Annotated in this window: 25 protein-coding genes, 1 pseudogene and 1 other annotated feature; of the genes and pseudogenes, 17 read left to right on the top strand and 9 right to left on the bottom strand. The window is 40.3% G+C overall.

What is annotated here, in order from left to right; all coding sequences use genetic code 11:
• The first annotated feature begins 280 nt into the window (after window positions 1–280).
• The 7 genes and pseudogenes from L634_RS0108610 to L634_RS34255 form a co-directional block, all read left to right on the top strand.
• Window positions 281–676, top strand: coding sequence for a VOC family protein (locus L634_RS0108610; protein WP_026582107.1), 396 nt, complete (start codon window positions 281–283; stop codon window positions 674–676).
• Window positions 677–691: 15 nt separating this feature from the next.
• Entirely contained in the window at window positions 692–1,642 is a 951-nt protein-coding gene (locus L634_RS0108605) for a hypothetical protein (protein ID WP_026582106.1), read from the top strand.
• Between the two features lie 9 nt (window positions 1,643–1,651).
• Window positions 1,652–1,924: a hypothetical protein gene (locus tag L634_RS34780; protein WP_332249041.1), complete on the top strand. Its 273-nt coding sequence runs from the start codon at window positions 1,652–1,654 to the stop codon at window positions 1,922–1,924.
• Entirely contained in the window at window positions 1,915–2,466 is a 552-nt protein-coding gene (locus L634_RS30830; protein ID WP_332249040.1) for a GNAT family N-acetyltransferase, read from the top strand. The genes L634_RS34780 and L634_RS30830 overlap by 10 nt, the downstream gene beginning before the upstream one ends.
• A 54-nt stretch (window positions 2,467–2,520) precedes the next feature.
• On the top strand, window positions 2,521–2,964 hold the full coding sequence (locus tag L634_RS0108595; RefSeq protein WP_034262295.1) for a GNAT family N-acetyltransferase: 444 nt from the start codon (window positions 2,521–2,523) through the stop codon (window positions 2,962–2,964).
• Window positions 2,965–3,088: 124 nt separating this feature from the next.
• Window positions 3,089–4,438 (top strand): S8 family peptidase, encoded by a 1,350-nt coding sequence (locus L634_RS0108590; RefSeq protein ID WP_026582104.1) that lies wholly within the window; start codon window positions 3,089–3,091, stop codon window positions 4,436–4,438.
• Window positions 4,439–4,552: 114 nt separating this feature from the next.
• A pseudogene (locus L634_RS34255) lies at window positions 4,553–4,668 on the top strand (dihydrofolate reductase); the annotation flags it as partial.
• 87 nt (window positions 4,669–4,755) lie between these two features.
• On the opposite strand, the gene brnQ reads toward L634_RS34255, so the two are convergent.
• Window positions 4,756–6,093: a branched-chain amino acid transport system II carrier protein gene (brnQ, locus tag L634_RS0108580; protein WP_026582103.1), complete on the bottom strand. Its 1,338-nt coding sequence runs from the start codon at window positions 6,091–6,093 to the stop codon at window positions 4,756–4,758.
• A 50-nt stretch (window positions 6,094–6,143) separates the two neighbouring features.
• Window positions 6,144–6,388 (bottom strand) — a binding site (T-box leader).
• Window positions 6,389–6,623: 235 nt separating this feature from the next.
• Between brnQ and corA the strand changes: the two genes are divergently transcribed.
• The gene (gene corA, locus L634_RS0108575) at window positions 6,624–7,580 is read left to right on the top strand and encodes a magnesium/cobalt transporter CorA (protein WP_026582102.1); all 957 of its coding nucleotides are present in this window, start codon (window positions 6,624–6,626) and stop codon (window positions 7,578–7,580) included.
• Window positions 7,581–7,635: 55 nt separating this feature from the next.
• Here the strand turns inward: corA and L634_RS0108570 are convergent, their stop codons facing one another.
• Window positions 7,636–8,574: a magnesium transporter CorA family protein gene (locus L634_RS0108570; protein ID WP_026582101.1), complete on the bottom strand. Its 939-nt coding sequence runs from the start codon at window positions 8,572–8,574 to the stop codon at window positions 7,636–7,638.
• A 450-nt stretch (window positions 8,575–9,024) separates the two neighbouring features.
• Between L634_RS0108570 and L634_RS0108565 the strand changes: the two genes are divergently transcribed.
• Both L634_RS0108565 and L634_RS0108555 read left to right on the top strand, forming a co-directional pair.
• The gene (locus L634_RS0108565) at window positions 9,025–9,522 is read left to right on the top strand and encodes a GNAT family N-acetyltransferase (RefSeq protein WP_026582100.1); all 498 of its coding nucleotides are present in this window, start codon (window positions 9,025–9,027) and stop codon (window positions 9,520–9,522) included.
• Between the two features lie 204 nt (window positions 9,523–9,726).
• Complete coding sequence (locus tag L634_RS0108555; protein ID WP_442852693.1) at window positions 9,727–10,206, top strand: GNAT family N-acetyltransferase; 480 nt, start codon at window positions 9,727–9,729, stop codon at window positions 10,204–10,206.
• Between the two features lie 37 nt (window positions 10,207–10,243).
• Here L634_RS0108555 and modB read toward each other — a convergent pair whose 3' ends face one another.
• The 3 genes from modB to L634_RS0108540 form a co-directional block, all read right to left on the bottom strand.
• Window positions 10,244–10,897 carry a molybdate ABC transporter permease subunit gene (gene modB, locus L634_RS0108550; protein ID WP_026582097.1) on the bottom strand — a complete coding sequence of 218 codons (654 nt, stop codon included), beginning with the start codon at window positions 10,895–10,897 and terminating at the stop codon, window positions 10,244–10,246.
• Complete coding sequence (gene modA / locus L634_RS0108545) at window positions 10,897–11,562, bottom strand: molybdate ABC transporter substrate-binding protein (RefSeq protein WP_232233736.1); 666 nt, start codon at window positions 11,560–11,562, stop codon at window positions 10,897–10,899. Before modA ends, modB begins: the two co-directional genes overlap by 1 nt.
• A gap of 247 nt (window positions 11,563–11,809) precedes the next feature.
• Entirely contained in the window at window positions 11,810–11,989 is a 180-nt protein-coding gene (locus L634_RS0108540) for a DUF4083 family protein (protein WP_026582095.1), read from the bottom strand.
• 190 nt (window positions 11,990–12,179) lie between these two features.
• Here L634_RS0108540 and L634_RS0108535 point away from each other — a divergent pair, with 190 nt between their 5' ends.
• Window positions 12,180–12,596 (top strand): hypothetical protein, encoded by a 417-nt coding sequence (locus L634_RS0108535; RefSeq protein WP_026582094.1) that lies wholly within the window; start codon window positions 12,180–12,182, stop codon window positions 12,594–12,596.
• A gap of 29 nt (window positions 12,597–12,625) precedes the next feature.
• Here L634_RS0108535 and L634_RS34250 read toward each other — a convergent pair whose 3' ends face one another.
• The 3 genes from L634_RS34250 to L634_RS0108520 form a co-directional block, all read right to left on the bottom strand.
• Window positions 12,626–12,793 (bottom strand): hypothetical protein, encoded by a 168-nt coding sequence (locus L634_RS34250; protein WP_232233735.1) that lies wholly within the window; start codon window positions 12,791–12,793, stop codon window positions 12,626–12,628.
• A 400-nt stretch (window positions 12,794–13,193) separates the two neighbouring features.
• On the bottom strand, window positions 13,194–14,207 hold the full coding sequence (locus L634_RS0108525; protein ID WP_026582093.1) for a DUF3231 family protein: 1,014 nt from the start codon (window positions 14,205–14,207) through the stop codon (window positions 13,194–13,196).
• 95 nt (window positions 14,208–14,302) lie between these two features.
• Window positions 14,303–15,505: an iron-containing alcohol dehydrogenase gene (locus L634_RS0108520; RefSeq protein ID WP_026582092.1), complete on the bottom strand. Its 1,203-nt coding sequence runs from the start codon at window positions 15,503–15,505 to the stop codon at window positions 14,303–14,305.
• A gap of 196 nt (window positions 15,506–15,701) precedes the next feature.
• Here L634_RS0108520 and L634_RS0108510 point away from each other — a divergent pair, with 196 nt between their 5' ends.
• The 5 genes from L634_RS0108510 to zupT all read left to right on the top strand — a co-directional run bounded on the left by L634_RS0108510 (window position 15,702) and on the right by zupT (window position 20,532).
• A complete protein-coding gene (locus tag L634_RS0108510; protein ID WP_026582091.1) occupies window positions 15,702–16,130 on the top strand; it encodes a MarR family winged helix-turn-helix transcriptional regulator in 429 nt (142 codons plus the stop codon).
• Between the two features lie 371 nt (window positions 16,131–16,501).
• Window positions 16,502–17,110 (top strand): alpha/beta hydrolase, encoded by a 609-nt coding sequence (locus tag L634_RS0108505; RefSeq protein ID WP_026582090.1) that lies wholly within the window; start codon window positions 16,502–16,504, stop codon window positions 17,108–17,110.
• A gap of 938 nt (window positions 17,111–18,048) precedes the next feature.
• Entirely contained in the window at window positions 18,049–18,471 is a 423-nt protein-coding gene (locus L634_RS0108490; protein WP_026582088.1) for a DUF1801 domain-containing protein, read from the top strand.
• Window positions 18,472–18,490: 19 nt separating this feature from the next.
• The gene (locus L634_RS0108485; RefSeq protein ID WP_026582087.1) at window positions 18,491–19,255 is read left to right on the top strand and encodes a class I SAM-dependent methyltransferase; all 765 of its coding nucleotides are present in this window, start codon (window positions 18,491–18,493) and stop codon (window positions 19,253–19,255) included.
• A 467-nt stretch (window positions 19,256–19,722) separates the two neighbouring features.
• Window positions 19,723–20,532: a zinc transporter ZupT gene (gene zupT, locus L634_RS0108480; RefSeq protein WP_026582086.1), complete on the top strand. Its 810-nt coding sequence runs from the start codon at window positions 19,723–19,725 to the stop codon at window positions 20,530–20,532.
• A 67-nt stretch (window positions 20,533–20,599) separates the two neighbouring features.
• On the opposite strand, the gene L634_RS30820 is transcribed toward zupT, so the two are convergent.
• Window positions 20,600–21,376 carry a YitT family protein gene (locus tag L634_RS30820; RefSeq protein ID WP_232233734.1) on the bottom strand — a complete coding sequence of 259 codons (777 nt, stop codon included), beginning with the start codon at window positions 21,374–21,376 and terminating at the stop codon, window positions 20,600–20,602.
• Window positions 21,377–21,515: 139 nt separating this feature from the next.
• Between L634_RS30820 and L634_RS0108470 the strand changes: the two genes are divergently transcribed.
• Window positions 21,516–22,007 carry an NUDIX hydrolase gene (locus L634_RS0108470; RefSeq protein ID WP_026582085.1) on the top strand — a complete coding sequence of 164 codons (492 nt, stop codon included), beginning with the start codon at window positions 21,516–21,518 and terminating at the stop codon, window positions 22,005–22,007.
• Window positions 22,008–22,060: the final 53 nt, after the last annotated feature.

The raw sequence follows: 22,060 nt of genomic DNA, 5'->3' as shown, positions 1-22,060 counted from the left end.
CTGTTCAGTAGGTTTAACGAACATGCTTTTACCAATCAATAAAGTAAGCAATGTTCGAATGAGTTGTTCTTGATAGTTTATAAAAGTTAATAAATAGGTTATAATTTGAGGGTACAAATTGTCACTTCCATTCTTGGTTGTTGGGTGTGTGGTAACCTCAATTATCCAAAGAATTTAGGGGGTGGCAATTTTTTTGCCTATAAAGCCCTCTATGGAGATATTTTATAACCTATTTCTTATAGAAGTTTTGACAATACGGATACGCTAGGGGGGGGGCAATATGGCTGCCGGACTTATTCATCACATTGAATTGAATGTTTCAGATTTAAAGGCTTCTGTCAGTTTTTGGGGATGGTTTTTAGAGGAAATGGGATACAGCCCTTTTCAGAAATGGGAAAAGGGACAAAGCTGGAAATTAGGTGATACCTATATCGTCTTTGTGCAAACAGAACAAAGGTTTCTTGCTGTTCCGTATCATCGATCAAGAGTTGGCCTGAATCACCTGGCTTTTCATGGGAGGTCGCGTGAGCAAGTTGATTACATTACTGGACAGATGGAAGAAAAGGGAGTGGCCATTCTTTATAAAGATAAGCACCCTTATGCTGGTGGGCCCGGCCATTATGCAGTGTACTTCGAAGACCCGGACAGAATAAAGATCGAGCTGGTAGCCCCATAGAAAGGAAAGAGCTCAATGAAAGTTTCCAAAAATACATATGAAACAGCGGGAAGGTGGATTAAACGGAATGCGCGGCCGCTGGAAGAAGCTTTATGGTCCTTTTATTTTGAAAATGGGTCCGCTAAAGAGATTATTAATTGCCTCGAATCCTTTCAGAATGAAGATGGAGGGTTCGGGCATGGAATTGAACCGGATTTCTGGACGCCGGATTCTTCACCGATGGCGACATGGGCGGCAGGGAGGATTCTGATAGAGATAGGCGCAGATTCAGAAGAAAAGGCCGTTCAAAGGATGATAGGGTATTTAGTAAAAACCTATTTACCGGAAGATGGCTTGTGGCCTTCCGTTGTGCCTTCGAACAACCATTTTCCGCATGCGCCCTGGTGGCGCTGGACAAAAGATGCCCAGCAGAGGTGGTCTTATAATCCCAGTGCAGAACTGGCTGCATTTCTTGTATATTGGTCTCCGGCAGGCAGCAAACCCTCGGAAGTCGGATGGGAAACTATAGAAAAAGGTATCAGATACTTAATGGAAACAAGCCAAATGGATAGACATGAAGTCAATAATTTTCAGCAGCTAGTTAGAATAATGGCGATGCGGGAGGCAGAATTTAATTCGAGAATGGCATATTCACTCAAACAAGCTGCAGAGAAAGTTAACTTTCTGGTATTTAAAGCTGCTGATGTAGACAAAGCGAGTTGGGGAACCGGATATAAGGCTTTGCCTATGGACTTTGTCCAACATCCTGATGATCCTCTGAATGAGATGTTTGGCAAATTAATTGATGACAATCTGGATTTTTATATACAGCAGCTCTCAGTGGAAGGGGTTTGGGATATCTCCTGGAGCTGGGGGCAGTTTGAAAGGGAGTTTCAAATTGCACGCAGGCAGTGGCAGGGAATTCTTGCGGTTCAGAGATATAAGATACTTCTTGCCTTTGGCCGTCTGGAACATAATAGGGATTGAGGTGGGACTATGAATCTGGTGATGAAAAGTGATTTAGCCAATAAGCTGGATGGGGCTGAAACAGATGCCCTTATTTCCAGATTAACAGCTATAAAAGAAAGAAATGGGAATCCCATCGGAATTGAAATAGGAAAGTTTGGCCATGCAACAGCCTTTTTTTCGAGAAATATCCCAGGTCCATCCTATAATCTGGTGAAGGGTTTACGGGATGGAGATGAAGAAGCAGTCGATGAAATCATTAGGTTTTACAGTGAAAAGAGATACCAGTCCGTTTGGAATTAACACCATCCTACTCTTCGGCTGCTCTAATGAAATTCCTTCATTCTAAAGGGTTTTATCAATGTGATTTCCATACTACGATGTATGCAGTGCCATCAGTCTTAACTGACTGCCCCATAAATCCTGCCATCGAAATTCGCAGGCTAAAGAAACATGAATTTAATCTGTTTGGAGAAATTTACACAAAGGGGTTTGGCCTGCCAGATTTTTTAAAGAGCGGAGTAGCAGAAAACAATGTGATTCTTTATGAAAATAACTATTGGAGATTTTACCTGGCAAGTGTCGGCAATGAGCCAGCTGGCATAGCTGTGCTATTTATGAAGGATGGATTTGCAAGTCTGGCAGCTGCAGCAACCCTTCCGGAATTTAGGGCAAAAGGAGTCCACTCTGCTTTAATACAAGCCCGTATTTATCAGGCCATAACTGATCAGTGCAAGCTAATCACAGGGCAGGCAAAGTTTGGATCAGTCAGCCAGAATAATATGGAAAAATCGGGCCTGAAGATTGCGTATACGAAAGCAATCTGGATTAGAGATCATATATAGGATCTTATTTGCATGAAAAAATAGAATAGATTGAAAGGAGAAGCGGGAAAAGCATTGGCCAATTCTATTCATTTACGTAAAGCTGCCGATAAGGATATTCCACAGCTGGCACACCTGATGGGATGCTTGGGTTATCCCACTTCGGTTGAACAAATGAGAGTTAGGTTTAACGAGATCCAATCAAATCCCATCTACTATACGCTAATTGCCTGTGATGGTGAAAAGGCTCTGGGTATGGCCGGGTTTCATACTGCACTTCTATATAATAATGACGGCTTTCATGCCAGATTGATTGCCTTAGTTGTCGATCAGAAATATCGAGGTTTGGGTATTGGCAGCCGGCTTTTGCTGGCAGCTGAGAAGCTTGCCCGGGATTTGGGGGCAAATGGAATCGTATTAAATAGCGGCAACCGGGCTGAACGGGATGCTGCCCATCTATTTTATAAAAAAATGGGCTATCAGGATAAAAGCACAGGGTTTGTTAAAAACCATATATAATAATAGATGCAATGGAAGAGAGAGGGCGTGATGCCTTCTCTTTTTAATTTCTGCGGGACAAACACCGTTCCCTATTTTCCGCCTTTTCATAGCATGTAACTAGCTTATGGAAAGGAGGACAAACATGTTTGGATTTTCTATGATACAAATGGTTCGCACATATGCAGATAAGCTGGATTTACCCCTTCGCCAAGATTTAATTCATCTTTATACCCCCTTTAAATGGACGCCTTGCTTTTTGCATTCTCCTTTAGAAAAGGTAATGAAGAGGACAAAGAGTTTTCCTGTAGTCGTTGAATTTAATAATAACTGCAATTTTTCTGATGCAGTCAAGGAATGCCATGTTATTTCAGAACGGCATTTTCGAGCAAAGGTAAACAGAAGCTTTTCGAGCATTTCTTGCTGCAGTATGGATATAACACCAGCTGCATTGGACGATCTACTAACCTCTTGCTCCGATATACAGAAAATCTACTATGACCGAAAAGTCCACGCACTGCTGGATGTTGCTACACCCTCAATTGAAGCAGGAGAAGCACTGAGTGAAAGCAGCCCCTTTACAGGAAAAGATGTAACGATTGCTATCATTGATACGGGAGTGTACCCGCACCGGGATTTAGGAGAGCGCCTAATAAATTTCAAGGACTTTGTAAATGACCGTACAGAAGCATATGACGATAATGGCCATGGCACCCATTGTGCAGGAGATGCTGCCGGTGATGGAACCGCATCAGGCGGGGTTTATAGAGCCCCTGCTCCGAACGCTAGCATAATTGGCGTTAAAGTGCTCGATAAACTTGGTTCAGGGTCATTATCCACAGTCATGGCAGGGGTTCAATGGTGTATTGATTATAACAGCAGCGCTGAAAACCAGCCGAAAATTGACATTATTAGCATGTCACTTGGCAGTTCACCCGTAGGCAATATAGAGGATGATTTAATGGTAAAGGCGGTCGAGACAGCTTGGAATTCTGGTATAGTTGTTTGCGCTGCAGCAGGAAATTCAGGTCCGGATGCAGGCACCATCTCCAGTCCAGGGATTAGTGAAAAAGTAATAACAGTCGGTGCAATGGATGACCGAAATACTCCAGCTCGTGAAGATGACACAATCGCCAGCTTTTCTAGCAGGGGACCAACCCCAAATGGGGGAGCTAAACCTGATGTTGTCGCACCTGGTGTGAATATCATTTCATTGCGTTCCCCCAATTCCTATTTAGATAAGCTGCAAAAGTCAGCGCGCTTGGGCGCTGAATATTTCTCATTATCCGGTACATCAATGGCAACGCCAATTTGCGCAGGTGTGGCCGCATTAATCCTTGAAAGCAACAGGGAGCTATCGCCTGATCAGGTAAAATACAGGCTAATGGCAGGGGCAGATGCCTGGGGTGAACAGCCAGGGGGAGAGCCAGATTATACGTACGGAGCCGGATATATTAGTGCCAAGAATTCGATTTTTGAAATAGACGATCAATAATATTTCATGGCGATTCTCCCAAAGGGGAATCGCTTTATTTATCTATTAGTAAGGTACATCATAAATGGAAAGAAATATTCTGAAGGATAAAGGAATGGCAAATCGCGAAAATTAGTGTTATACATTGCTGCCAGTTTGGATAGGTACATCGCAAGGAAGAATCCCTTGATTGGATCTTTAAAGTTGAAGGGGAAGGTGACAATGGTTATTCGGCCTTTTATGAAACAGTTGCAAAACAACCAATTTGCGGAGCTGCGTTACGTGGTCAAAAAATATTGAAAACAGGCTGCTATGGAAGACAGCCTGTTTTTCACATGTTAGGAAGCTTTGGCATTTAGCTCTTCAGCTCTAGAGGGTTCCTGTTTTCCGCCATTGCTTAAGAGCATTCCAATTGCTGTCCCTGCCAGAGCGGGGATCACCCATTCCATACCTGCTGATGAGAAAGGAAGAATCATTCTTACGTTTTGAAGAACACCAAGATTAATGCCGGATGCACTTAAACCTCCCATAGCTGCAAAAATTCCTGTGAATAGCATCGCACTTCCATAAACTTTGCGAGGACTTTTAAAGCAGCGGTTAAAGAAGCACAACGTCATAAGCACAATGGTTAGCGGGTAAGCAGTTACAAGGAATGGGACTGATACTTTCAGAATTTGGTTTAAACCCAGATTTGAAAGTGTAAATCCAATGAGTGTTACAGCTATGACTACTGTTTTATAGCTTGCTTTTGGCATTAGATTAGAGAAATACTGCCCGCATGCTGCAGTTAACCCAACAACCGTAGTGAAGCAGGCAAGAGTAAAAATGAAGCCAATAAAGGCAGTGCCGGCTTTTCCGAATAACAGGGTAGAGGCAGAGGAAAGAATAGCTGTTCCGTTTTCATATATGCCGTGGGAAGCCATGTTTCCACCCAACAAACCAAGGGAAACATATACTAATGCCAATAAGCTACCTGCCACAAGGGCAGCTTTTAAAGTATGGCGGGATAATTGTTTTTCATCGTGTACACCCTTTTTCTGAATGGCTGTAAGAATGACAATTCCAAATGCAAGTGCAGCTAGAGCATCCATCGTGTTATAGCCTTCAAGGAAGCCTTTGAAAAATGCGCCGCTTTCATAGCCGGCTGATGGAGCAAGCTTAGCTGTGTCTAAGTTTAATAGTCCAGATGTACAAAGGGCAACGACTGATAGAAGCAAAACAGGAGTGATCCAGCGTCCCATAAATTTCTCCATTTTGGCAGGGTTTAAGCTGACGGCGTATACCAGCAAAAAGAAAACCGCCGTATACAAAAACAGAACCAGGGTGGAATTCCAGGAATCTTTTGCGAAGGGCATTACGCCCATTTCAAAAGCAACACCTGCATTTCGCGGAATGGCAAGGAATGGCCCGATTGATAGATAGATAACAACCATAAATACTTTGCTGAAAAGAGGATGGACACGACTGGCAATCGTATCAACACCGCCTTTAGCTAATGAAATAGCCAGTAGAACAGCAAATGGCAACCCTACTGCTGTAAGGATAAAACCGGCCATGGCCAGCCAATGGGAGGTACCTGATAGCGCTCCAAGAAACGGTGGGAAAATCAGATTTCCAGCACCGAAAAACATTGAAAATAACATAAGTCCGATAAATAAGCTGTCAAATTTTTTCATAGTTCGTATACTCTCCTTTGTAAATAAAAATAAAAAAGACCCGTCCCTATGAAAGGGACGAGTCTGTACTCGCGATACCACCCTAATTCTGCAGTTTTAAAAAATACTGCAGCACTCAGTCACGTACAATCATACGCGTTCCATTGTAACGGCGGAAAACCCGTCAAAGCTTACTTGATTTCAGCTTTGCATCTCGGAGATGATCTTCGGATAGGAACTGAACGCCAGCTTTCACCAAATGCCAGCTCTCTTGGGAACAGTTTTCCTGTCTTACTCTTCTCGTCAGCGATTTATTATTTGAAAATAATTTATCAGACAAATTTATTGTAGTCAATATTTTTTGGCAATTTAAATTAGTTTTTAAGAAAATACAATAAAGCATCCCAGCAGTAAAGGGTGTTTACAACTATTTAATACCATCCCATACGCCATCCTCTATCTGATTGATAAGGAGAAATTTCTGTTTGTTCAGGATATAGTAATCAATAATGTTTAAAATATCTTTAACTAACGATTATTAGGGGAGTAACATGATCAGAATACAAGCAGTCAATAAGAAAAATGAATTCATAAAAGACATTGCCCTCGAGAATCTGCATACAGATTCAGCAAACATCAAATGGTATTGGGTAGACTTTGACCAGCCCTCAGATGAAGAAACAGCTGAGCTTGAGAAGACATTTCAATTCCATCCCCTGGCTATTGAAGATTGCGTAGTCAAACTGCAGCGGCCCAAATTGGATTACTATGAAGACTATAGCTTTTTTGTGACCCATAGTCTAAATCAGATAAATGAAGAAAAACAGGAAATTAACTTTTTTATAGGACCGAATTACATTGTTTCTTATCATCATGAAAGTTCTGAAGAGATAGACGAGGTATGGGATTGTTTTGCCCTAAGCAAAAAAATCAATAAATGGGATCCTTTTTTAGCAATGTACCATATTATGGATAAGATTGTTGATAATTATTTTCCCATCGTTTATCAGCTTGAAGATCGATTAAACCTGATTGAAGATAATCCAAACGATGAGTCCATGGAAGAGTTATTGGAGAAATTATTTGATATCAGGCATCATTTACTGCAGATTAGGTATACCGTGATTCCAATGAGGGATCTTATATACCGTGTTATTAACTCTCATCGGCTTATGGGTGTAAAAGATAGGTATGAGTACTTCGCAGATATTCATGATCATTTGTTAAAGCTTACAGAGATGATTGATGGAAACCGGGAATTGACAAATGATATACGTGATAGCTATTTGTCCATCAACTCCCACCAAACAAACCGTGTAATGAAGGTGCTGACAGTTATTACAACCATTTTTATGCCGCTGACGTTTATTGCCGGCATTTATGGGATGAACTTCGAAAACATGCCGGAGCTGTCTTGGAAATATGGCTACTATGAAACACTGTTCTTAATGTTTATCATTGCTGCAGGCATGTTTTGGTGGTTCAAAAAGAAAGGCTGGTTTCGTTAAGTATGGGGTCCTGAAATTGAAAAGCTGTGTCGAATTGATCGACACAGCTTTTTGTTTAGAAGAATTTTTTCTTCCAAAAAATGAGTGCGGTAAAACTGGATAATAGGAAAACTAATACGAGTATCATAATGAAAGCATAAGGATGGTTCTGATAAGGCAAGTTTACATTCATTCCGTAAAAGCTGGCAACCATAGTAGGCAAAGCCAGGATAATGGTTACGGACGTGAGAAATTTCATTACCATGTTTAAATTGTTAGAAATGACTGAGGCGAAGGCATCCATCATTCCGCTTAAAATTGAACTATAAGTTTCGGCCATTTCGATTGCCTGCTGATTTTCGATCATAACATCTTCCAGCAGATCCTTATCCTCTTCATACATTTTCACGTAATTCATGCGCAGTATTTTTTGAAGTACAACTTTGTTCGACTTCAATGAAGTCGTAAAATAAACAAGGCTCTTTTCCAATGCAAGAAAAGCATATAATTCCTTATTTTTTAAGGACTGGTGGAGTTCGCGCTCAATTTCATTCGTTTTTCTATTAATTTGCTTAAGATAGCGAAGGTAGTAAGTAGAAATAATGTATAAAATCTGGAGAGCAAACCGGGTCTTCTTATTTGTAAAAAACCCCTTAACCTTGTTTTTCTTGAAGACTTCCAAAATCGGTGTTTCCTTTGAGGACACCGTTACAAAGCAATGATCTGTCATAATTATGCCAATCGGAATTGTTTCATAAATGGGAAATCCTGCATCATCATGCGTCATATAAGGAAAGTCGATGATAATAAAAACATTCTCATCTTCTTTTTCAATTCGTGACCATTCATCGTCATCCAATGCATTCTTAATAAAGTCAACCGGAACGTTCAGCTTGCCGGAAACGAGCTCAACCTCTTCATGGGAAGGCTTGACCATGTTTATCCAGCATCCTTTTGATATTTCATCAGCTGCTATTACTTTGCAGTCCTGATCTGTTTTAAAAATTTCAATCATAAAAAAACCTCCTCGTTATAAAGAGGAAGCAAAAATACCTCTAGCATTGTTGATATTTAAGCAATAGTACTTCCCGCTCAACAAACAGATATGTCCCGCTTCCTCCTGCAAATTCTCAGGGTCGGGTTCTAAGGAACCGTAGCTACTCAAAAATATCAACTCCTTTACGTGGTATACCTTTATCATATATTTAGAGGGCAGGGGTTTCAACCTATTTTTTCTGCCTCTTGCTAATGCAGAAAATTCCTAATTGACAGTCGGAAAAGGAAATTAATATGTAAAAATCGAATATAAGTAGAGAAATAAAGAAGGGAGAATCAAGATAATGGGGTGGTTGGCGATTATGATTATTGCGTATCTGCCAATTTGTTATAAAATCCATAAACACATGGTTTATTGGTTAAAGAAGTTAAAAACTAAAGGGAGAAAAGAGAGGACAATTTTGAAAACATGGAGATACTTGAGGTTAAGTCAATTGAAAGATATCTAACTGGTTTAACAGAACTTTTAGTAAAGGTAGTAGACGAAGGGGCCTCAATCGGGTTCTTGCCGCCGCTGGGAAAGTCGGGGGCTGCTGCCTATTGGTCAGGGGTAAAACAATCGGATGAAGCAATCTTATTTGCAGCCCTTATTGATGATAAAGTTGTGGGAACAGTACAGCTGCATTTATGTACAAAACCGAATGGAAGCCATCGTGCAGAGATTGCAAAACTGATGACAGATCGTACCATCCGCCGAAAGGGCCTTGGGCGATTGCTGATGAAGACGGCTGAGGAAAGAGCACAGAAGGAGAACAGAAGGCTGCTTGTACTTGATACAAGAGAAGGTGACCCATCAAACCACCTATATCAATCGATGGGCTATACTGCTGCCGGCAAAATTCCTAATTTTGCCCAATCTTCAAATGGCCAATTGGATGCAACGATTTTTTACTATAAAAATATTTAAGGAGGGGTATCTTGTCAGAAAAAAATCTAATAATGATGCAATGGATCATCTAAATAAGGTAGAGGGGTACCCAACGGATATGGAGTTAAAGAAGCTGCCGAAGCCTCTAAGGTATTTTGGATATTGTTTTATCAGCTTCTTTGCTGCAGCAATCCTATTTATTATGATTATGAACCTTTTGGATTAAGGACTAGGAGGAAAACAGTGACCAACGAGATGATTGATCTGCAAATACTTCGCCCTGAACATATTCAGGCGCTATTGTCATTTGAACTTCCGGAGGAGCAGGAACAGTTCACGGCTTTGCCAAAAGATGTTATGGAATCGGGAGAGGGACAATTTCCCGTTGTTATAGTAAAGAACAATGATCCTGTCGGTTTTTTCATTCTGCATGCTACTAAGAGAGTAAAGGAATATAGTGACAATCCTCATGCTATGCTGCTGACTGCATTGTCCATCAATTATTCACAGCAGGGAAAAGGATATGCCGGGAAAGGCATGGCACAGCTGCACTCTTTTTTAAAAAGGCAATTTCCAAGCTGCTGCGAGGTTGTTTTGGCCGTAAACAGGCGGAATCTTGCAGCCCAGAAGCTATATGAAAAAGCCGGCTTTCAGGATACAGGCAGAAGGAAAATGGGGAAAATCGGTGAACAATACATATACAGTCTTTCTATTAATTCATAAAAAAACAGCGTCCCTCAGAAAGCGAGGGTTGCTGCTTTTATTTAAACCACCTGTGTATGATATACAAAAAGAAGATAGTCGTACTTGTTAAGATGATAACCATAAGATGTGCATCTGCCATTCGGTTTGCCTGTACGGCATCATAAATCGCGATAGAGAGTGTCTGTGTTTTCCCAGGAATATTGCCTGCTACCATTAAGGTTGCGCCGAACTCTCCCATCGCCCTTGCAAATCCGAGGACCAGACCGGCAAGAACGCCTTTATATGAAAGCGGAATAATGATATGAAGCAGCAGCTTTAACTGGCTGGCTCCATCCAGTTCTGCAGCGCCAATAATATCTTTATTGATTGATTCAAAAGCTGCCTGTATGGGACTAATCAGCAGGGGAAGAGAAGCAATCATTGCTGCAATCACAGCTGCTTTCCACGTGAAAATGATTGGCCCTCCGGCAACTGCTTCCATCCACTTTCCGAGGAAGGAATTTCTGCCAAGCAGCAAAATTAAATAATAGCCCAAAACAGTTGGCGGTATGACAAGTGGAATTGTCACAATGATAGATAAAAATTTCGTCAGTTTATTTTTCTTAAAAGCAAACCACCATGAAAAGAAAATCCCGATTATAAAGGCTATTATGGTGGCAAATATGGCAACTCTTAACGACAAGGTTAAAGGTGCAATTATCGATTCCATTATGGCAAATCAAATCCATACTTTGTTAGGATTTCCTGGCCCTGTTTGCTTAAGATAAACTCGGAGAATCTATTGCTTTCTTCTTTTTTGTCCGATTGGACAGGGATTCCCAGTGTTTGCCTAATTGGCGAATGAGCTTTTGGGTTAATGAGCTCAAATGGCAAATCGGTTTTCTGAAGCAGAGCATATGCGATAATTCCTGCATCCGCATTGCCTGATTCAACATATTGAAAAGCTTGCCTGATATTTTCCGCATAGACGATTTTTGGCTCTATTTCTTCCCAGATTCCTGCAGATTCTAATGCCTCTTTAGCGGCTTTTCCGTATGGGGCATGCTCAGGGTTGGCAATTGTGATGGACGTTACGTCAGGATTTAAGAGGTCGTCCATATTCATTTTTGAACCAGAACCAAGAATGGCAATTCTTCCTGATGCGTAATATTTTTTTGAATCTGTTACCACTGCATTGTTATCAATGAGCTTATCAATATAGGATTCCTGGGCAGCTGCAAACAAATCGAATGGGGCCCCCTCCTGGATTTGCTGTGTTAGGAGGCCAGTGGAGCCAAAAGTAAATTCAACTTCAATACCTGTTTCCTTCGTAAATTCATCGCCTATTTCTGTTAAGGCATGATATAAATCAGAAGCAGCCGCTACATATATCATTTCCTTTTCACTTTTTTCTTGGCTGCAGCCGCTAAGCATTATTAGTAGTGCTAATAACAAAAATATTAAATGTCTATTCATCCAACCCGAACCTTCCATATGTATGTAAAACATCAATAATAAGGACATTATAACACCAATAATCATCATTTCGGGAATGATGTTGTTGAAAAACGGTGACATCCCAGGACCGTAATAAGGGATTCAGACACGGACGGGACTGGTCTGAATTTAGATGGATGATGGGTTAATCTGCCCTTTTATTTTCCTCAAGCAATTCGATTATTCTGTCCAGTTTCTTTTCTATTGACTTAGTTTCACTTTTGTTCCGGAGAGCGATGGACCGGATAAAAAAGTATACCGAGAAGATCAGGCCCAATAAAACGAGGAGCATCATCAGCTGAAAAAACAGATCCCCAATATTCATAAAATCACCTTTTTTGGTTCATTATAGCATAATTTCTTTTCTTTCCCGGAATCTTTAATCTATCACTTGTTATCCTTGATATGTTAAAAATTTCTATATTAATGATTGCAGGGTCTTTAAAATTTTAGAAGGAATACGACAAGTTATCTCGAATTTCAGTTTTAATACTTACAAAAATTGGAGGTATACAGTGGGGCATTCATTTGATCTCTTTCTGGACAAGTATTTGAATGTTTGGAGAAATTGTTCTTTGGCGGAAATGAAGCAAGTAATAGCAAGAGACTACATGGCTAGGGAAGTTTCGAACGGTGTGGTTTCCGATTTTGGTTATCAGGAATCGATTACAGGCTGGGAAAAGGGTTTTGAATTTATTAAAGACAATCAGGCCCAATGGGATATTAGCAAGATTTCCACCGTGCAGCTGAGAGAAGGAGAAATGCTGGCCATCATTTCAGCAACCATTATTACTAATGGGATAAGCCTGGATACAGCCAATTTGTTTTTTCAAACTTTCAAGGAAGATACCCTCGGGGAATGGAAGCTGGCCAGGAGCTATATTGAAGCTGGCATACCTTTAGAAAATATAAGTACCTTGACACTAAAATAACGAAAAAAACCCTGGCATAAACCAAGGCTTTACGATTGATAAGGGTCATTATTATAATCAGCATATGATTCTATTGCATGTTCAAGGGCATTATAGGCTTGTCCAAAAGCGGCAGAAGAGGAAATGTCACCTGCGATTTGAAGAGCAGGGCGTGCATTCTTCGCCTGTTCCAGGGCTCGAATGGCATTTTCAATCATTGTGCCTTTATCTCCCTATGTTTCTCTGGCTTCCTGAAGCATCCTGATGCTGCTCTCCAGATCATGGGAGCCAGGGTTACTATAAGCTTTTTCAAGTTCCTGCTTTACTTGCTGCAAAATTTCATTCATTTGTAATCCTCTTTTCTATAAAAATTTCAATCAAATGATATTTTCACCAGGGATATTGAAAACATACAAAAAAAATATAGGCTACATATCAGCTTCGTCAGGATAATAAGGAAGCAGACTTTAAGGGGTATATGCTAGAGACACAGGTATATTCTCCAGAATAAATAACGTGGGAATATGCTTTTTTGTTGAGGAGTACCGGAAGAAACAAAGAAGGCTCTCTAAAAAGCAAGTAATACGTAAGGCAGCAGCCAAAATCTGCTGCCTTTTTTTATGATCCTTTTATAATCGCATCCCGATCCAAAAATCCAGGCGGCTGTTCCAACCAGCCGCGTTCTATCAGCAGGTTTGCACCGTCTTCTGCATACGCGGTTGCCCGATAAATGAAGGAGCTATAGAGTCCGCCCAGGTCGTGGCGAATGCTCATGGAGAGCGCAATCCCATACGCTGATATGCCCAGCAAGGACAAAGAGCTTACAAGAAACAGCATAAGCTGTTCCGAGTAGGGAGCTTCTGTCGAGTCTGATACATTTGAATCCCATGTCATTGAAGCAGGGACATTGCTATCCTGAAATACATCATGTGTCTGGTTTAAAATTTTCGAGCATAAATCGGCACCACGCATAAAGTAGCTTTTCAATTCCTTATCTTTGGCCACCTGAGCAAAACCGAGCAGTGTTGACTTGCCAATTTCATTATGGAGGGATGTTATATATAAGTGGCTGACTTCCATCCCCAATAGAGGCCTTCTTTTACCAAACCATCCTGTAAGAAAGTTTTGTTTCTCAACAAAGTCCACTTGTTTTGGGTAATTCATGTAAGGCGGCCGGATATAGACCCCTTTTGATTTCATGAGATCTGTTACTTTCTTATTCAGGCCGATGCCGTCACCAATAAAAGACTCAAACATCTGCCTGATATCATTGCGTGATGAAATAGCAATGGCAGAAGCATGAGAAGACAAGCCGAATTTACTCATATGATGGATATATTCCAAATAAAAAATATCAGAGAAGAGGCGGGGAGCATTTAAATTTACATGTTCGTCGACAGGAAACGCTTTAGGCACTGAGATCCCCTCCTGCTGATAAAGCTCCTCCAGGACCCGCAGATGGCTGGATGCAACCTTAATGGTTTCCTGAAGAAGGGGACGTACTTCTTCGTCTTCTGCCGTTTCAAGAAAATGGCTTAACACACATACAACCAGGCTATCATTAATGTAAGTGCTCCAAAGATTGGAGATTTCTGCGGAGGTTAAACGGGTTTGCTTATCTTCATTAGACAAAGTCCTTCTCTCCTTACCGTCTGTAAATTGCTTATATACTATTATGGGAGAAGAGGGACATATCTATGTAAAAAAACGGTGCCGATAAAAAAACGTCATGCTTCTTTTATAAGCCCGTAGATCTTTAGCATGTCATCTTTGTTAAAAATTTTTGGCACTGGATATAGAGGGTTGGCTTCTTTAAGTGCATGATCAGCCATGATCGGAATATCACTGTCTTTGATTCCGCTTACCTTTGTGGGTATATCCATTTTACTGTTAAGTGTTTTAATGCTGTTAATAAATTTTACAGCTTTTTGATCTATTGTCTCTGAACCTTCAGCAATTCCGGCTGCATCAGCCAATTCGGCTAAAGGCTTATGAACCGTTTTTTCATAGTGTTCGAGTACATGGGGAAGAATAATGGCATTTGCTAAACCATGCGGCACTAAATAGAATCCTCCAAGCGTATGGGCGATAGCGTGGACATTCCCTACGTATGCGCGCGTAAAAGCTGCACCGGCAAGAAAAGCAGCTTTTTGCATATTTTCCCGAGCTGCCAGATTGGATCCATTGCTATAGGCCTCATAAAGATTTCCGTAAATAAGCCGAACTGCCTCTATGCTGTATTTCCTTGTTTCTATCGTATTGCTTTTTCCAATATAGGCTTCTACTGCATGTGTTAATGCATCCAAGCCTGTAGCCGCCGTAATGGTAGCCGGCAATTTGATTGTCAGGAGAGGGTCCAGTACGGCATAATGCGGCATTAAGTTCAGATCAATGATCGCATATTTTTCGTGGGACTGACTATCAGTGATAACTGCAGCTATAGTCGCCTCACTTCCAGTGCCTGATGTAGTTGGCACCGCAAAGAGAGGCGGGATTTCTTTTCTTATTTTAAATTGTCCTTTCATTTGTGTGATGCTCTTTTCCGGCCTTGCCACACGGGCGCCAACCCCTTTTGCACAATCCATTGGCGATCCGCCCCCAAAAGCAATAATCCCCTGACATTCACTATTTTGATATAATTCAAGTGCTTCCTCGATATTCTCAATAGTCGGATTTGGTACCGTTTTATCATAAATGAAAAATTCAATTTGAGATGTCTTCAGCGCTTCAAGAAGGCCATTTATCAGACCCAGGGATCGGATATCACTGTCAGTGACAATCAAGATCTTATTAATTCCTATAGATTTAATAACCTCTGGAAGTTTCTCCACGCTATTTGCGCCCTCTATTAGTTCCGGTTCACGCCAGGTCAAAATAGGGGATAAAAATTTTAAGGTTCTTTGATATGCCCTGCAATAGGCTTTGTACATTTCCTCACCCCCAAAAATTTTTAGAATATTAAATTTCTGCAATTTATATATACCTTTATGTTTAGAGGGGTGTCAATATGTGGAATGGGATAAATAAGTTTATAAAAGAGATAAAGTTTGACAAGGCATTTAAACTATTTTATATTTATCTCGAAATAGAGATAAACAATTTCAAGGTATTGAGGAAGGTGATAAAATGGAAAGGCTTTGTCCCAACCAAACATTCCTGATCCTAATGCAAACTTCCAAGTCCATTCAGGAACGTGTCAGGGAATATATCACCAGCTACAGCCTAAGCATGACAGAGTTTTCTGTATTAGAGGCTCTTTATCAGAAAGATATGCAAACAATCCATGAGATTAGCAAAAGAATTTTAATTACCAGTGGTTCTATGACTTATATAATTGATAAACTCGTTGAGAAAGGACTTGCAAAAAGAACATCATGTCCAAAAGACCGACGGGCAATCCATATTGCCTTAACAGATAAAGGCGATAAATTACTGGAAGAAATCATGCCGAAGCATCAGAAATGGGTGGATTCTTTTTTTAAAGAATTAAATCCAGTTGAGATGGAAAACCTTAAGAACCTGTTGGAAAAAATCAAAAATAAAACTGAGAAATAGATTTTGATTTTATCTCTCGAAATGAACATATTTGAATCAGAATGAGTTTTAATGAATTTAGTTAGGAGAAATTAAAGGGAATGAGGTGGCTCAATTGGGCCGAAAACAAAAGGGACCTATCATATATCTGCAGCTGCAGGTGTTTTGGGGCTGAATAGAATCATGCAAAGCATCCCATCTAGAATTGGAAAGTAGGTACATCATTGCATTTTTTCCTTTGGAGGGTGCTTTTAAGCGATTAATAGGAGGTCCTATACCATTCCTTAAAGAAAAGAATGGATGCTGCCGAAAAGCATGAGAAAATGCGCGACCGCTCGTACGGGAGATACTCCCTTTTGAACCATGAGAACCCGATTGATAAAGGAGACGACATGATGAAACATATTATTCAAAAAGGGAAGGACCCATCTAAACCAACATTATTATTGCTGCACGGAACAGGAGGCACTGAAAATGATTTGCTTCCGCTTGCAAGCCATATTGATCCAGATGCCTCTGTACTAAGTGTGCGAGGAAATGTTCTGGAAAATGGCATGCCGCGATTTTTCAGAAGGCTGGCTGAAGGTGTTTTCGATGAAGAGGACCTGGTTTTCCGCACGAAGGAATTAAATGAGTTTTTAGATGAAGCAGCAGATAAATATGAGTTTGACCGTAAAAATATTGTGGCCATTGGCTACTCCAATGGGGCCAATATCGCAGGCAGCTTGTTATTCCACTATCAAAACTCGTTAAGAGCAGCTATTCTGCATCATCCGATGGTTCCAAGACGCGGCGTTAACCTGCCTGATTTAAAAGGAAAATCAGTGTTTATCGCAGCTGGAACCAATGATCCAATCTGCCCGGCAGAGGAGTCCAATGAGCTTAAGTCATTATTGGAGAATGCAGGTGCTAAGGTAGAACTGCACTGGGAAAATTTCGGTCACCAATTAACCATGGGCGAGGTCCAAGCGGCAGCCCGCTGGTATAAACAAGTTCAATAGGTACTTCTTCAAAAAGACAGGTCCTTGAACTAGGCAGTGGCGGGAAATAGTAGCAGGCACAATCGTATCGCAAGAGAAAAGCCATTGGGCTTGTTGCTTTACGCAGGCAAGCTTGAAAAGCCAGTTTTTGTTTGCGGCCATTTTGCAATGAACACAGAGGAAAAAATCCGTATTGGGTTTCATAGGGAATACTTTTGAAATAAGACGTTTGGGGAAGCGCAATCTTTATGGTTGCTCTTTTTTTTTGCGGCCGTATAAAATTTCATGGAATTTGGAAAAATTTATGCAGGAATGGTGGATTTTTATCTGATTGAGAGACAAAATAACGCATTACTGTAAAAAGATTTTTATAAGCTGTGTTTATCCTGCGGGAAAAAGCGTACCTGCAGGCGGAAAGCTGGTGCCTGCATCGGCTTTAATAAGCTTTTATAATCTGCCAATGCGTTTATCTACGTTATAGAAGGATTTATTCCTCTTATAATAATTTTTATCTGTGTTATAAAAAATTTTATCCATCATATAAAAATTTTTATCCCCTTTTTGGCATTTTTCAGTTTGCTTCCCCTTAGAAGAGCAGCTTAAAAGCGGAAAGCGGCATCCAAGGTACATTTTAAAAAAAGAAAGGCTCTGTTAAATTTGCCTGTTGATTTCAGCTCGAGGCACTCAAGCGTTCAGCAGGTGTTCCGACGCTCCTCGGTGCATTCGCACCTGCGGGGTCTCCCGCTGACATGCTTTTCCCGCAGGTCATTGAATAAGCTTCCCCGAATTAACACCTCTTCGTAAGGAAATGCGTTAGCATTTTCGAGGAGCTCGTACCTTCCGCTCCAATCAACAGGGTGCTAAAATCAACAATAAGCTTTAACACAGCCAAAAGAAAAATAAAGGATTCCAAACAATTTTAGAGAAGTATTAATCATCTTTATAACGGAGGGCTTTTCATGTACGAATTAAAAACAAAAGAGAATGATAGCAGTGTTATTGAATTTATAGAAAGAGTTGAAAGTCCGAAAAAGCGCAAGGATGCATATAAACTGCTGGATATTTTTACAGAAACTACTGGGTATCAGGCGAAAATGTGGGGGCCAAGCATTATAGGGTTTGGATCTTATCATTACAAATATGCGACGGGGCATGAAGGCGATGCTCCGCTTGTTGGCTTCTCTCCGAGAAAAGCGAAAATCAGCTTATATTTCGCGACAGGTGATCCGAAAAGAGATAAGCTGCTTGAGAAATTCGGAAAACATACGTCCGGGAAAGCTTGTGTGTACATAAACAAAGTCGCAGATATTGATGTGGATGTTTTAAAGGAATTAATTCTTCAATCAATTGCATTTCTAAGGGAGACGTATCCGGAGAAATAGTGCTGGAGGGCAAAAATAAGTGTACATTGATAATTTAGAGGAGTACCAAGACCCTGATTTATACGATTGGGAAAATGAAACAGTTTATGAGCTTCCCTTTTTAGCTAAATGGGCTGCCAGGAGTAAAGGACCGATTATTGATTTGGCGTGCGGTACAGGAAGAACAGCCATTCCGCTAGTCGAAAAAGGCTTTGAAATAATTGGTGTCGACATACATTCTGGGATGCTGGAACAAGCAAAAAAGAAAGCTTCTAAAAAAGGTTATCTTATTAAATGGGTCTTTCAGGATTGCAGGAATTTGTACCTGGACGTGCAAAGTTCAATGATTTATATGGTTGGCAACTCTTTTCAGCATTTTTTAACGAATGAAGATCAGAATAAGCTAATGAAATCCGTACATAGGCATCTGCGGGATGATGGTGTTTTTATTTTTAATTCGAGGTTTCCAAATGCAGAAGAACTATTGCAGCCGCCAGCAGAAGAATACTGGAGGTCATATATTAACTACAATACAAAACAAGAGGTTGATGTTTATACGGTAAGCAGCTTTGATCTCCTTAGCCAGATACAGCATTACGAAACGATTAGAAGATATAAAAATTCAGCCGGTAAATATCTTAATGAAAATAGGACAAACATCAGATTAAGATATAGTTTTCCAAAAGAGATGGAAAGGTTGTTAACTGAACAAGGGTTAAAAATCATAGAACTATACGGAGATTGGAATGAGACACCAATTTCGCAGGGCAGTTCAGAAATGATTTACGTATGCCAAAAATACTAATAGCTAAAGAAATTTGCAAATCAAAAATTCTTGGAGAAAAATGAAAAAACATGAAACCGCAGCTAAAGTAACAAGGTGAATAACAATCGACATCCTACAAAAACAATATAAGGCTCCTGGAACTTCTTATAAAACCCAAACCGGGTGTTTCCCGGATTGGGTTTTTTGCTTAAACCTCCAATTTTTATCTAAAGATAACTTGAAATCATTCTTTGAAATGAAAATAGAATGCACACTTTTTTCAGGAAATTCTTATAATATCTAATGGAAAATAAGAGAAGATTTAAAGATTTTTATAAACAGAATATCTTTTCATTGCATTTAGTTTGCCTTGAAGATAAAATGTTTACCAAATGAAACTTCTTGAGTTAGGCGCATATACTTTATAAATAAAGGATATATATTTTTTTAACATGAAAGTTGCCCTGGAGAAACTTTTTGGCAACAGTGAAAAAGGAGAGAAGAAGATGTCGCAGGAAGTACTTTTTGCGTTTAGTTTAACGTTGTTTGCAGGTTTAGCGACAGGTATTGGCAGTTTAATGGCTTTTTTCACTTCGAGAACAAATACCAAGTTCTTGTCCTTGGCACTTGGCTTTTCTGCAGGGGTCATGATATATGTATCTATGATTGAAATATTTGTTAAAGCAAAGGATGCACTTGTTGGAGCAATGGGTGAAGTGAGCGGGAACTGGGCAACAGTCGGAGGCTTCTTTGGGGGAATGATTCTCATTGCATTAATTGATAGATTTATTCCAAAGCAAGAAAATCCCCATGAAGTAAGAACGGTCGAAGAAATGAATGACCATGGCAAAGTGATTGAACACCAAGGCCTATTAAAAATGGGGACTTTTGCAGCCCTTGCCATTGGTATTCACAACTTCCCGGAAGGAATTGCAACTTTTACATCTGCACTGCAGGATCCAGCTCTGGGAATTGCCATCGCAGCAGCAATAGCCATCCATAATATTCCTGAGGGAATAGCGGTATCAGTCCCGATTTATTACGCAACAGGAAGCAAGAAAAAGGCTTTTAAGCTATCGTTTTTATCGGGCCTCTCCGAACCAATCGGGGCATTGGTTGCCTATCTGATCTTAATGCCTTATTTAAATGATATTATGTTCGGGGTTATATTTGCGGCAGTTGCCGGGATTATGGTATTCATCTCTCTTGATGAGTTGTTGCCGGCTGCCAAGAAATATGATGAAGCCCATACCTCCATTTACGGTCTTGTCGCCGGGATGGCGGTTATGGCACTTAGCCTGCTGCTTTTTATTTAATATGAAATTCAAAAAAGGCAGTCCCTCCATTATTAGGAGTGACTGCCTTTTTGGATTGTCAGCCCATTTAATGAGCTGGGCCTTTATCGAAATTGCTCCCGCTGACATCTGCAATATTCTCAATAGCCACTAAAGCGTTTGGATCTATGTCTTCTACAATGGATCGAAGTGCAGATAATTCAATCCGTGTCACAATGGTATAGATAATTTTCTTGGGCTCACCAGTAAAAACACCCTGGCCTTGGATATAGGTCATGCCGCGACCCAATTGTTTAATAAGTGCATCGGATATTTCCTCTGGCACATCCGAAATAATCGTAACTGATTTTAATTCTTCCATGCCTTCTACAACAATATCGATCATCTTATAAGCGATATAATAGGTAATAATAGAATACATGGCAGTTTCCAGGCTGAAAACAAGCAGAGCTGCCAGAATAAAAATAAATACATTGACGATCATAATAAACTGGCCAACAGATACTGGCCTTTTCTTGCTGACCAGGATGGCGATAATTTCAGTTCCATCCAATGAGCCGCCTGTTCTGATAACAAGTCCAACACCAGTACCCAAAATAACAGCTCCAATAATGGTCGCTAAAAATAGATCATCTGTTACCGGCTCGAAATGATGTAAATAGGCTGTACATACTGATAGAACAATGACCCCATATAAGGTATGTATCGTAAACTTTGTCCCTATTTTTCGATAGCCAATGTAAAGGAACGGCAAATTCAAAATAATTAAAAATATACTCATTGTCATCCCGGTTAACTCGGCAGCAATGATGGAAAGGCCAATCACTTCTTTATTGCCAAAAATATCAAGCCCTTCTTTTTGCAAAATCCTTTCATATTATAGCACTTTTCACGCAAAGTCTTTAAGAAAAAGCCGCTGAGAGAAAAATTGTATTAGACAGAGGGATAAGCAACCACTACGCAGAAGGTTAAAAGAAAAAATATTAAAAGCGGGGAAAGAAAAAATGACAGCTACCTATGTGAACTGGGGAAATTCCAGAATTAGGATGGATTGGCAGGCGGCAAAAGAGCTTCCGGAATATAAATTAATTACCAGTGTTCATGGCCTTTGTTTTTTGGAAGGAAAATTGTTAATAGTAAAGCTAAAACACCGGGGATGGGATTTGCCAGGCGGACATATGGAACCTGATGAATTTCCGGAAGCATGCTTTAAGCGGGAGGCTATGGAAGAAGGCTATGCAGAAGGAGAATGTGAACTTTTAGGGTATGTAATTGTAGGCCATAGCGAAAACCTGGAATGGAGTGAAAGCAGTCCGTATCCAAAACTGGGCTTTCAGGTATTCTATCGGATGGACATTAAGAAAATGCATAATTTTGAAGGGGAATTTGAATCTGAGGAAAGAATGCTGATTGATCCGAATAAGGTGCCGGAGTATTTCGAGGGGTGGCATGCAGTACTTGCGGAGGTGCTTAAGTATGCATTAAGGAATACGTAAGTTGTAGTAAAACAAAAAAAGAGCGTCAAAGCTCTTTTTAAATTTACAGTTAA

Origin of the sequence: Bacillus sp. J33, from assembly GCF_000518885.1 — a bacterium.
In the GTDB taxonomy this organism is placed as follows: Bacteria; Bacillota; Bacilli; order Bacillales; family Cytobacillaceae; genus Cytobacillus.
Note: the sequence above shows the minus strand (reverse complement) of the source record. Positions and strands in the feature narration are given on the sequence as shown.